The following is an 11,842-nucleotide window of genomic DNA, read 5'->3' as shown; positions in this document are numbered from 1 at the left end:
TTCTTATCTACTCACACTAGAATTTTTAATTACGCACGCTTGAAGGTTAGGAGTTGATCGCGATAATACTCGTATTGCTTGCGTCGAGCTTCGATTTCTGCAGGCAAGCCTTGAGTTAAATCATTGCAAAGTGCGTCAAAACGATCCAGAATTTGTACGATTTGGCGCTGCACTTCAAGCGGCGGCACTGGGATTTTGACATCTAACAAATCAGATGGAGTGACCTCAATTACTTTAGTGCCATGAGCGAGTTTCTTCTTCTGTAAAAAGAACATTGATGAATGAAAATAATAAACTAAATATTTTGCATTTTGGTTATGCCTAATAATTGCAGAATGTCCACTAACAGCAGCATCTTCTTCACCAAACCAAGCCACGCATTTACAAACATCCTCAATATTCTCACTTGTTACAGCCATTACGATGTCGTTTTTATGCGCAAATCTTTGTTTACTTGCACATTCACTATCTATGAATGTATAAGATTTACTAGCAAACAAACCATATTTCGTATAAATTTGACCATAATGTATGCATGGTATTCCGTGCTCACAAAAATCTTTTTTCTGTAAACTTCCACCCCTATCTACGGAGGCAATATCGCCAATCTTCTTATACTCCACACCGTTTGGGCAGTAGCGTGAGATAAGCGAATGTAGAGGATTGTTGTCGTCAAATGTAAGCAAAGCATCTCGATAATACTCGTATTGCTTTTTACGAGCTGTAAGCTCTGCTGTAAGCTCTGCTGTAAGCTCTGTGAATGTGTCTAAAATCTGCACAATCTCCGCCTGTACGTCAAGCGGCGGAACTGGAATTTCAAAATCTTTTATGCTTGAAATATGCACATGTGGTACGCCGCCGCCTTTTTTCGTAGCATAAATAGCTTCCTGCTTACTAAGCAAAACATAATACAAAAACTTAGTTAATGTTAAATCATTTACACCCTTAACAGAAAAGGCATCGCAAACAAAAATAGGTTTATCCCAATATTGCACAAATCCCGCACCTGCACCACTGCCAGCAACAGTGATAGTTTCGCCATTCCTATTAGAAATATCACAATAATAAGCTGGTTCGCGACCGCCAGAAATCACAGGAATATCACCAGGATTAACACTCTTTTTTGTAACAGTCATGCCGCGCTTCATATCAGACACATCACTTAGTGCCTTATACTCCACGCCATTAGGGCAAAGCTTGGCGATTAACTCCTCAAGTTTGCTAGTCATTGAGTCACCTCGCTATTATCAGAGTTAACACCGCCAGCTTCAATCTCGCTTACAATCTTCTCAATTTGTTCGCGCAACTCTTGCTCGCGAGCGCAAATCGTTTTTAATTGCGCATTAAGCTCCGTAATATCAATCTTTTCGCGAGTATCTTCTGCTTCAACGTATGTAGAAACGGAAAGATTGTATTTATTTGACTCCACTTCTTCCAAAGATGCAACGCGCGCAATATGCTCCACATCTTGCCTAGAAGTGTACCACTTAACAATCTGCTCAATATTCTCATCCGAAAGCTTGTTACTATTCGTTGACTTTATAAACTCTTGGCTGGCATCGACAAACAATATAGAAGTGTCGTTTTGCTTGTTTTTGCGCAAAACCATAATGCACGTAGCAATCGAAGTGCCAAAGAACAAGTTGCTTGGAAGTTGAATCACGCAATCAACAGCATTATGCTCAACTAAATATTGGCGAATCTTTTGCTCGGCTCCGCCTCTATACATAATCCCAGGGAAGCAAACAATAGCAGCAGCACCATCTTCCGCCAGATGCGCCAAACAGTGCAACACAAACGCCATATCCGCCTTGCTCTTTGGAGCAAGAACTCCAGCTGGAGCAAAACGAGGATCGTTAATCATCAACGGATTAGAATCCCCCTCCCAACTCGTGGAATAAGGCGGATTAGAAACAACTAGCTCAAACTTTTTATTAGCATCGATTTGCGGATTTATAAGAGTATCGCCGCAAGTAATCTCAAACTTGTTAAAATTCACATCGTGCAAAAACATGTTCATGCGGCACAAGTTGTAGCTAGTAACGTTCTTTTCTTGGCCGTAAAAACCGCCATTAATATTTTCAATGCCTAGCACTTTTTTGGCTTTTAGCAGAAGCGAGCCAGAACCGCACGCAGGATCTAGTTTCTTACCCATTTGGATACAATGAAACCTTGACCTTGAACTCTGAAACTATTGTTCTGTACTCTGAAACCTTTTAATCGATACTTTCCTCATCTACAAATTTCCAAACATACCCACCAGCATGTCTTTGAACACCTTTTGCTGCATCACGAATGCTTTTAGAATTTACACCTGTTTTTCTTACTGCATCTGCAATTGTCTCAAATCTTTCGATGATGTTTCCCTCATCATCCATCTGGAATACTGAGCGACCAGCTTTGTTTTTAGTGGCTTTTTCTGATTGAGCACAAGTGCTTTTTTCTAGCTTTCGCCTTGCTTTAGACTCTTGCGTTTTTCCGTTCTCTCTGTTTTATCAATGCTTTAATGGCATTGTTTCGTCTGGTAATCAATTGACTAGTTTTCATATTAAGTTTTGCTAATCTCTTGATTCCTTCATTTAAGATATCAATTTCATTGTCATAGTCTTTTGTCTTATGGAATGCCATCGCATAGGATTCATACAGCGCTGAAGCACAATAGCCATTAAATCTAGCCTTGTCAAAACAATCAATTGCTTCATCAAAGCTTCCAGATTTTCTAAAGCTATCGCCTTTTTCCCAAAATGAATAGCCATCATCAAAGCCAGTGTCCCAATCATTTACATTACGTATTTTTGATAATGAAGCTCTGCTATGAACAGGATTAATCTCTATTTCTAAAAGATCACCATTGTGTTTTTCTTCTAGTTTCTTGAATATATATTTTATTATTTCTGATATTCGTAAGCGACTTTTGCCTATTTAAGCGACAATAAAATAATTGTTCGATTGAGCGAACCACTAATTTTATGTATAATAAAGACTAGATTTTTGTACTATGAAAGAAGATAAATTATCATGCTACATTCTAAGGCAGAATGGCTTAATGATTTTCGCATCTATTCAGATTCAGTTTTGGTGGCGTTGTCGCACACTCGAAAAAGTAAAAAAGATAAGGCAAGCGAAATCAATAAGTCCATTAAGAACTACCGCAATGAAAAACTATCTTTAATTCTTAGGAAGTCCCGTTCTGAAAAGTGGGATAATGAGCGCATTCTTAATGAAATTATGTGCATGACATATGCGTCATATATTGCAATGTTGGAATACCGCAATAAGGTATGGCCTTATGAATACATGGCGTTTGCTCGACGTATTGGGGAATTGTGGGAACCGTTCTGTCGTTTACCGTTTGAATATCCTATTAAAACATTACGTATTATTGAACCCCAAAATTTGAAGATGTTCAATCTGGAATACAAAAGAACGCAACTGATTATATCAATTCATTGCAGCTAGCTGATGATATTAAAAAAGAGTTAAAACGACACTATTCTATACCGTGGACTATGGTTGATAGCGGCGGCATAAAATTAGCGCTTGATCTTCACTTTGAGCAGAACGGTATTCACTATAACTGTGATTTTAAAAGTGGGTTTAGTTCAAACGAAAAAGGAAATACGAACCGTCTGCTTTTAGTTGCAAGTATATATAATTCGCTTGGTGCTGGCGAAAAAACACTTTTATTTGTTCGGCAGAACGAAGATGAAAACAATCATTATCTCCAAACATTAAAGAATTCGCCTTATTGGGATGTATATTGCGCTAATGATTGTTATGAAGCGATTAAGTCCTTTACTGGTTTTGATTTGCGTAATTGGTTAGATGTAAATGCAGATTGGAAAAAAGATATAAGTGCCGATTTCAAGCAACACTTACAAGCTAACGATCTACTAAAATACTTGACGTGGTAACAAAAACAGCATATACTTTATCTTAAGTTTTATCTTAAGTAATCGAAAGGCGTGTGCTGTGTATGAAAGATACTTTTTGTTCCTACTATACAAATTCAGACGAAATTACATCCTATATGGTTAACCGTTTGGAAATAGAGGAAAACGATATTATTCTTGAGCCGTCAGCGGGGGAAGGAATATTTATTGACCAAATTTTGAACTCTAATAAAATGATTCAAATTGATGCGCTTGACATCAATGCAGAAGCAATAAAAATTCTTAATTCAAAATATCAAGATCTTCCTTCCATCACTGTACGAGAAACAGACACTCTGTTAGATGAAAGATTAGATTTGCTAAGTTCTCCGGAATTGTGGATTAAGCAAACAGATACATTGCTTGATGAACAGCTTAATTTTTTTGGTTCAATAGGTGGGCATTACAACAAAGTAATAGGCAATCCGCCTTATGGGGCGTGGCAAGATTATGATAAGAGGGCACAACTAAAGAAAAAATATCCGGGGCAGTATGTAAAAGAAACATATTCACTTTTTTTATTACGTTGCATTTCACTGTTAAGAAATGGTGGTCGGCTTTCATTCATTATTCCCGACACGTACTTGTTTTTGAATTTACATGCGAAATTACGTGAACTGCTGCTAACATCAACAAGGATAGTCGAAATCATTACTTTCCCTTCAAAATTCTTTCCGGGTGTTAGTTTTGGTTATTCTAACTTGTCAATCATAACATTAGAACGAACAAACAAAGAAAATGCTTTAAATAATACCGTAAGAATTGTACAAGGTTTTGAATCTGCTAATGAATTTCAGTTGCTATTAAATGATTCACAGCTTCCAGATAATCTTAGTACCTTTTTTGTAAAACAGTCGGATGTTCTTACAAACGACAAGCACCGTTTTATTCTTGCAGATAGTTCAACGAATGCAATAATAAACACTGCTTTAATTCGTCTTGGCGATATTGCAAACATTGTTACTGGATTTTATACAGGTGACAATAAAAGATTTATTCGCGCTGCTGATGATAGCGTGAAAGGCAGCAAGAACTATGAGAAAGTAAATCCTTCACAAATATTTAATTGTAGTTCATTATCAGGAATCAAAGAAGTTTCAGAAGGCTACATTCCTTATGTAAAAAGTGCTTCAAAAACTAGATATTATCGCGAAAAAGATGAATGGTTTGTTCGATGGGATGAAGATACTATTGAATATTATAATAGTCATCCAAAATCACGGTTTCAAAATTCAGCATTCTATTTCAAAAAGGGCGTTGCAATACCAATGGTTAAGGCAAGCACCATACGTGCGTTCTATATCGAAAATAGAGTATTCGATCAATCTATTGTCGGAATTTTCCCGAAAGATCAATCGAAGATACTGTACGTGCTTGCACTTATGAATTCAGATATTGTGAATGAACTAATTCATACTATCAATCCAACTGCTAATAATTCAGCCAACTACATTAAACAAATTCCTTATTTTGAACCGCCAAAATCAGTTTTAGAGAAAATTAACAATAAGGTAAAACATATTCTTTCCCTTGGGGAGAAAGGAAAAATTACAGAATGTGAAAAGCTACATTCTGAATTGAATCATACAATAAATGAACTGTATTCTAATTTCAGAAAGTAAATTGCTTACTCTATCCGCCTACAGCATAACGTGAGGTCGCTTTTGTAGCCCTCGAAAACATCAACCCGTATTATTTCGTACAAGTTCCCCTTATATAGAATTACATGGGTTGTTGTTATATCCGTTCTGTAATTGATAATAAACGGGGCTTCTTCTTCAACATGCGTGACAGTGCCGCATAATTCTTTCATGGATAAATGCCGAAAATACGCCCACAGCGGCGGGGTAATGGGTGCAAACTCACTTTGCTATTGCCGTATTTATCATGCGTATAGGTCTTTCCTAAAATCTCTATTTTCTTATCTTTCAATTTCATGCTGCCACCCCCTTAGATTGCACTTGTATATTCGTTGTAATGCTCATATAGCCCCACATAGCAGTCAAGCAGTGCTGCCGTGCCGTCTATTCGCTGTTTTGGGCTTTGGTTCTTGATAGGAACGATATTTCCGTTTCCGTCAGTCTGCACGCCCGTATTCGTTAAGCACCATTTCAAAACCGGGTTATTGCCGCATATAACTTTATGTGCCTGTAAGTCTGCCCCTAACATCTGCATAGGCAGAGAAAGAGTTTTTGCCTCTTGTATGCAGCGCACCATATTAAAGCCCTGCATTTGCATTTTTCTACAAAATACCTTGCAAAATAGATGTAATAATATACCCACGCCGGTAATAATTCGTATTTTGCAACACTTTACAAAACTCTGTTGTTATATCGGAATAGTTGATTGCCTTTCCAGTGCAAAGACGTATCAAGCCCCGTTCATACCACTTGTCATAAGGGATTTCATCTTGCTGCACACGTTCTGTCAGACACTCGGTAGGAATCCAGTACAGTATACTGCTGACCAATTTGTTTATAACCAAGTTTTATTAATAATGCTTGAAGATTGTCTACTGTTATCATTTTTACCTCCTTATATCCATCCTGTACATTCAATCCGTCTCGATGCTACGCCTTAGACATTAGGCAGACACTCTCTTTTTGAGAGGTCGCTTTTTAATCTTATACATCACTCAGCCTCCGGAATAAGTCCAGCACTTATAGACCCCCTAAGAAGTAAAAGAGCACCCCCTTGCCTAAGTAGCACACACCCCTAAAACCAAAAAAGACACCCCATAAAAAGAAAAAATCCAGCGTCAATTCACGCCAGACCTTCATTCACGTTCTTCTGCTTAGCCAGCCTACAATAAACCCTTATTTACAGTGTTCTTTTAGGCAACAGCCAATAGGCTTGGTATCATTTCCTGTAAAGTTATCTCGTACACGCTGGAAATACTTGATTTTCCATTGGTTCCAAGGCGCGTGAGCAGCATTGAGACTTCTGCAGGCGTAAAGTATTCGCCACCAGACTTGCCAGCGTTAGAAGCGTACAAGCCCATCAAATATTCGTAAGCATCACCAAAAGCCTCAATCACGTTGTTGTTTACACTACCAAGCTTCATCTCACTAATCACTTGTAATAACTTAACAAAACGCTTATTTCTGCCTTCAACAGTGTCTGCAAGCTTAATGTTATTCACATCGTAATCGGAGAATAATCCCTTAAAATCACCAGACGAATCAGTTCCTTGAGAAGAAGCTTCAATATTGCGGAACACGCGGCTCAACGTTTCGTTTAGATTGCTATCTTGAGGAGCGTTCTTAAGCACATTGCAAAACAGCTCGCTAGGAAGTATAAAGAAGCCTTTTTCACTAATCATTTCACTGCGAAGAGGCTCGGCATCTTCATCGCTTATTTTTGCATAATCAAAGTCTGGATCGCCGCCTTCAGATTCGTGCTCATCTTTATTGATATAATCGCATAAATTCTCGGAAATATAGCGATAAAACATTGTGCACAATACGTATGCTTTGAAGTCCCAACCATCAACAGAACCTCGCAAATCGTCTGCAATCTTCCAAATCGTGCGATGCAATTCCGCGCGTTCTTCTTCTTTGCGAGTGTCCATTTTGCCGCTCCCTATTTGTGCAATTTGTGCAAGCGCATGCGCCATAATTAAATAAACTCAATAATTACGCAATAATTACGCAATAATTAAATAAGCGTTCTTTAATATTCTACTGTAAACGCGCACAATCAGCAGCGATGTTATTTGCATAATGTTATTTTCATTGCTTGCGTCTAGCTTCGATTTTGTGCGCGCAAGCCTTGAGTTACAAAAGACACAACGCAACAACGCATTAGGCAATAAGGCGATTATTCAGCAAAAAAGCGCGCTGGGAAAGCACACGTTTTGCGAAGCGCATGATTTGGCTGCATTACAGCAAACTCAGCGCCGGTAGTTTGCGCGATTTTTTGCAAATCGCTTTCTTGCGAAATAAAAAGCGCAGTTGCGAGCGCATCGGCGTAAGCAGTCGGAAAAGCACATGTTTTAGCAGGAACGTAAGTCCAGCTTGCAGAAAGTTTTTGCGAAGGTACGCCATCTAAAGCGTTGATAAGGTGAGTTGCAACTACATTAGATTCAAAAGCATCAGCTGCAAGGCAATTTGTGTCTTTTACTTTCCAGCGCCTTCTTGCAGCAGACGAAGCACACAACGCTCCGCTTGCGATTGATGCCACACCTACCGCTTGCGTTGTGTCAAAAGGATTTTCTAGCGCAACTTTTATTTGACTATTCTTTTTGCTAAAGCAAGCGCGCATATCTCCGCCTGCGTTTACCAAAAAATCAAAATCCGAAGGAAAATAATTATTCGCAGTCGAATCGTCACTAAACTCCTCTTTAATAATCTGCATTACAAGATCTACAAAATAGCCCTTACCGGCTGCACCAAAATCAAGCTGCACTGGCTTATTTGTGTGAAGCGTTGCGCCGCCGTCATCTCGCGAAATATCTGCCCACTTAACTGGCAGAGCGCGGCGATAGTTAGAGCAACTGTAGCTGCTGCTATTATCGTTCTTGCCTGCGCTAGCTGCCGACTCCGGAACGAATTGCACAGAATTGTTGTAGCCAAGCGCAAGCAGATCCGCACCAATACAAGCGTCAAAAGCACCGTGCGTGGCATCGTAAAACTCGCTATAGATCGCAAAAAGCGGCTGAGCCCACGTTGGAAACTCAAACTCGCCGCCATGCTCCGCACAAGCCATGCGCGAAACAAGCGAATCCGCACGAAAGCGCGAAAGCACCGATTCATACTCTTCAATAAAATCGCGAATCCGATTCTGCACGCGCTGCGAAATCGGCACGCTGCTAGAGATAATAATCCCCGTGCCAAGCGCGCGCTCAATCGCCATTACATTCCCAAACATCACTTTCCTCACACAAAAACATCGCTTGCCTCACGCAAACATTTCATTCGCTTTTTTAGAAAGCTCATACCGAATAGGGCGTTCGCCAATAGAATCAACCATTCCAAGCTCAATCAAACCGTTAAGCGCACTCACAATCTTTCTCTCACCAACCTGCTCAGCAATTGCATTGCCAACATATTCGCTTAATTGCTTGCGAGTCATCGGAGTTGGATTATACGAAAAAAGCTTATTTTGCAACAAAATAGACAGAACTTCACACTGCACTTTAGAAATTTCTTCCTCTGAGAAAAGCTCACGCAGCTTACCCATACAGTAAATAATGTGCTTTAATTGCACACTAATATTCTCAAACACTTCGCCCTGTGCTTTTACAATATATTCCAACATTGTGCAACAAAACATAGTTAAATCATTGCAATTAAACAGCTCCTGAGCTTTAGAAAAAGCAGCATAGTATCCAGATTTTTCTGCATAAATTATAGAGCTTAAGCTCAAAATTGTTGGCATCGAAAGATGCTCATGCAATTGCAAAGCAAGCAAAAACCGCCCAGTTCTACCGTTTCCATCGTAAAACGGGTGCACGCTCTCAAAAGCATAGTGGCACATGCACGCCTTAATAAGCGTTGGAACTTCGCTGCTATTCATCAAACTCAACATCTGTGTTAAATGATCTTGAATTTCTGCTTCCGTTGCATCGCCATCGTGCACTACATTATTTGCACCATCACGAATACTTACTTTTCCACTCCTAAAAATCTCGCCATCTGGAATATTATTTGCTTCTAATTCGCCCTGCATAATACTGTCGTAGATTTTTCGTATATCTTGCAAGGTTTGTGGAATCGAAGTGTCACATTCATTTGAATCCGCAAGCTCGAGAAAAAGCTTAGTAAATTCACTAAAACGCGTATGATTATTCTGCTCGTTTGCAGCATCAAGTGCTTTGGAAAGCTCTTTTCTAGTGCTGTGAACACCTTCAATAATGTTGGTATTTTGCACTTCTTTTGCAATAAGTTGCATTAAATACTCGCGCTGAGCAAACCGCGGCAACTCGTTCCACGCTTTTTCAACCGCTTTTTCAGTATTCGCAATATAATTCATATACGTCACAAGATCCGTTACGCACATTGCAAAAATCTCATGCGCATCAAATACGATTCCAGAACGATACGTCACTGGATTATCAATGCGCAAGCAATACTCTTCTTCCGCAATATCACAAGGTTTTGCATTACTTTTAGACATTGCAACTATTTTGCGTATTGTTTTGTAATCCATAATGCGACTCCGTTTACATTATTGCGTTTACATTATTGAGGATTTTGTAGTGATGTCTTGCAATATTTTGCTTGCGATATTTTGCTTATACGCAAATAACGCATTTATCACAAAATGATTGCATAACTAATATAAAAGTCTATTCTATACCTACATTTTGGCAAAATGAAGGCATAGCACACAAAAAACATTCGTCTATACCGACATTTTGGCAAAAACGCGCTATAGAAACATCGGAAGCATTGGCAACATCACACCACTCGTTTCGGCGTTCGCAATACTCAAACGCTAAATTCAATCTATGCCGTAACGCGTTTTATACGCAGCGTAATCCTTATCTTGCAAAACACTAGCCACATTCGGAGCGTATTCGTATTCTTCTTCAACAAGATGCGCAAACTGCTGCTGAGCTAAAAGCTCAACATTCAAAGGCTTTGTAATAATGTGGAACATATCCTCAAGAAGCTTCGTATCGTTAGCATCTTTAGCCTGGATTGAAGCTTCGTCGTTAACACGCTGCGTTATTAATCCCCAATCGAAATGGTATCCAGCATCTCGCGCAACTATATCCCAAAAAACGCGTTGCGTTCTACCATTGCCCTCACGAAATGGGTGTAAAACATTAAAATTATTGTAATTTACACTTAGCTTACTAATAAACTCGTCAATAGATAAACCTTGCAATAAATTATCATTTTTAAGCGTTTGCTCACAGTAACGAATCCCAACGCCCATGTATTCAAGCGGATGAAACGGTTCGCCGCCGCCTTTAGTCATATCTATAGTGCGAATCTGGCCAGCCCAATCGTAAACATCTTGAAAAAGATAATGATGAATCCACTGCAATTGCTTAACAGTTCCTTCAGCATGTGGCAAGTTTTCGTACAAAATAGAACATCTTGTGAGAACAGCATCGTTCTCATATTTATCTAATTCAATCTGATTATTTATATTAGATTTGTTCTTCAATACCCTTGTGTGAGGAATAAGATAAGGGTCAAAAACTGTTTCCACGACACACAACCCAATAACTTAATCCATCACGCCATATCTAGAACGCATTCTAGCAACAAATTCATTGCTACTTATAAGACCATTAGCATATTGATTTGCGTCATAAAGAAACTCTTTTGAAGGCGAATTGCCTTCAAGTTTGCCTGAAGCTATTGCAAGACCCAAATTTTCTTGACGCCTACGTTGCGTTTCTTTATCAATCATTTCTTCTCCCTGCCAGAACCCGCTCAAAAATCAAAAATAACTACACACTATTTTACTATTCGCAATGCATTTTGATCACAGCATATTTTGCGATTTTGCATATTCAAAAGTAAAGATTCGCAAAACTTAAGCAAAAAGAAAGAGCCTTCGCACACGAACGCAAATAGGCACTCACTTTCAAAAGTGAAAAAATTTTACAGTTTTGAAAGTGAAAGTGCGAATCTGCTTGCAAACACTCGCCACGATTCTTACGACATTGAAGGAATCCGCGTAATAGACATAGCGCAATGGCTGCTCGAAACAAACACGTCGTTTCGTTTGTGAGCGTTACTTTCTCAGTCGGCTAACTGAGTTTTTAACAGTGTTTTGCCAATCACCGTTACTTTCTCAGTTCGTTAGCTGAGTTAGTAACAGTGCTTCGCCTCTGAGATCTATTTTCTTTACAAACGCGCTATAAAAACAAAAAGGCAGGAGCCTGAGAATATCCCAAACTCCTGCCTTAGAAGAGATTACCTTGCTTACACAAGTTCATAAACTTACAA

Annotated in this window: 13 protein-coding genes and 2 pseudogenes; 3 read left to right on the top strand and 12 right to left on the bottom strand. The window is 39.1% G+C overall.

The window, feature by feature from the left end:
• Positions 1-29 precede the first annotated feature (29 nt).
• From HXT41_RS05190 to HXT41_RS05175, 4 genes and pseudogenes are all read right to left on the bottom strand, one after another.
• The gene (locus tag HXT41_RS05190) at positions 30-1,229 is read right to left on the bottom strand and encodes a restriction endonuclease subunit S (protein ID WP_421788610.1); all 1,200 of its coding nucleotides are present in this window, start codon (positions 1,227-1,229) and stop codon (positions 30-32) included.
• A pseudogene (locus HXT41_RS05185) lies at positions 1,226-2,140 on the bottom strand (type I restriction-modification system subunit M); the annotation flags it as partial. The gene HXT41_RS05190 and the pseudogene HXT41_RS05185, both read right to left, overlap by 4 nt.
• A gap of 76 nt (positions 2,141-2,216) precedes the next feature.
• Positions 2,217-2,378, bottom strand: a complete 162-nt coding sequence (locus HXT41_RS05180) for a hypothetical protein (RefSeq protein WP_004109027.1) — start codon at positions 2,376-2,378, stop codon at positions 2,217-2,219.
• Between the two features lie 201 nt (positions 2,379-2,579).
• The gene (locus tag HXT41_RS05175) at positions 2,580-2,780 is read right to left on the bottom strand and encodes a hypothetical protein (RefSeq protein WP_033888430.1); all 201 of its coding nucleotides are present in this window, start codon (positions 2,778-2,780) and stop codon (positions 2,580-2,582) included.
• 238 nt (positions 2,781-3,018) lie between these two features.
• Between HXT41_RS05175 and HXT41_RS05170 the strand changes: the two genes are divergently transcribed.
• The 3 genes from HXT41_RS05170 to HXT41_RS05160 all read left to right on the top strand — a co-directional run bounded on the left by HXT41_RS05170 (position 3,019) and on the right by HXT41_RS05160 (position 5,554).
• A complete protein-coding gene (locus HXT41_RS05170) occupies positions 3,019-3,459 on the top strand; it encodes a hypothetical protein (RefSeq protein ID WP_421788608.1) in 441 nt (146 codons plus the stop codon).
• 50 nt (positions 3,460-3,509) lie between these two features.
• On the top strand, positions 3,510-3,914 hold the full coding sequence (locus tag HXT41_RS05165; protein ID WP_116773841.1) for a hypothetical protein: 405 nt from the start codon (positions 3,510-3,512) through the stop codon (positions 3,912-3,914).
• Positions 3,915-3,976: 62 nt separating this feature from the next.
• Positions 3,977-5,554, top strand: coding sequence for an Eco57I restriction-modification methylase domain-containing protein (locus HXT41_RS05160; RefSeq protein WP_102703314.1), 1,578 nt, complete (start codon positions 3,977-3,979; stop codon positions 5,552-5,554).
• A gap of 5 nt (positions 5,555-5,559) precedes the next feature.
• Here the strand turns inward: HXT41_RS05160 and HXT41_RS05155 are convergent, their stop codons facing one another.
• The 8 genes and pseudogenes from HXT41_RS05155 to HXT41_RS05120 form a co-directional block, all read right to left on the bottom strand.
• A complete protein-coding gene (locus tag HXT41_RS05155) occupies positions 5,560-5,745 on the bottom strand; it encodes a head-tail adaptor protein (RefSeq protein WP_080551010.1) in 186 nt (61 codons plus the stop codon).
• On the bottom strand, positions 5,742-5,870 hold the full coding sequence (locus tag HXT41_RS05150; RefSeq protein WP_255408308.1) for a hypothetical protein: 129 nt from the start codon (positions 5,868-5,870) through the stop codon (positions 5,742-5,744). Before HXT41_RS05150 ends, HXT41_RS05155 begins: the two co-directional genes overlap by 4 nt.
• A 12-nt stretch (positions 5,871-5,882) precedes the next feature.
• Positions 5,883-6,170: a terminase TerL endonuclease subunit gene (locus HXT41_RS05145; RefSeq protein WP_199172869.1), complete on the bottom strand. Its 288-nt coding sequence runs from the start codon at positions 6,168-6,170 to the stop codon at positions 5,883-5,885.
• Between the two features lie 640 nt (positions 6,171-6,810).
• Positions 6,811-7,503, bottom strand: a pseudogene (locus tag HXT41_RS05140) (type I restriction-modification system subunit M); the annotation flags it as partial.
• 248 nt (positions 7,504-7,751) lie between these two features.
• On the bottom strand, positions 7,752-8,801 hold the full coding sequence (locus HXT41_RS05135; protein WP_012913760.1) for an FAD:protein FMN transferase: 1,050 nt from the start codon (positions 8,799-8,801) through the stop codon (positions 7,752-7,754).
• A 30-nt stretch (positions 8,802-8,831) separates the two neighbouring features.
• Positions 8,832-10,082, bottom strand: coding sequence for a Fic family protein (locus HXT41_RS05130; protein WP_415705500.1), 1,251 nt, complete (start codon positions 10,080-10,082; stop codon positions 8,832-8,834).
• A 294-nt stretch (positions 10,083-10,376) separates the two neighbouring features.
• Entirely contained in the window at positions 10,377-11,096 is a 720-nt protein-coding gene (locus HXT41_RS05125) for a Fic/DOC family protein (protein WP_116994916.1), read from the bottom strand.
• A gap of 18 nt (positions 11,097-11,114) precedes the next feature.
• On the bottom strand, positions 11,115-11,300 hold the full coding sequence (locus HXT41_RS05120) for an antitoxin VbhA family protein (RefSeq protein WP_012913757.1): 186 nt from the start codon (positions 11,298-11,300) through the stop codon (positions 11,115-11,117).
• Positions 11,301-11,842 lie beyond the last annotated feature (542 nt).

It is taken from the genome of Gardnerella sp. DNF01189, assembly GCF_049244195.1.
Taxonomy (GTDB): domain Bacteria; phylum Actinomycetota; class Actinomycetes; order Actinomycetales; family Bifidobacteriaceae; genus Bifidobacterium; species Bifidobacterium swidsinskii.
This window is presented reverse-complemented; position numbering and strand designations above follow the sequence as displayed.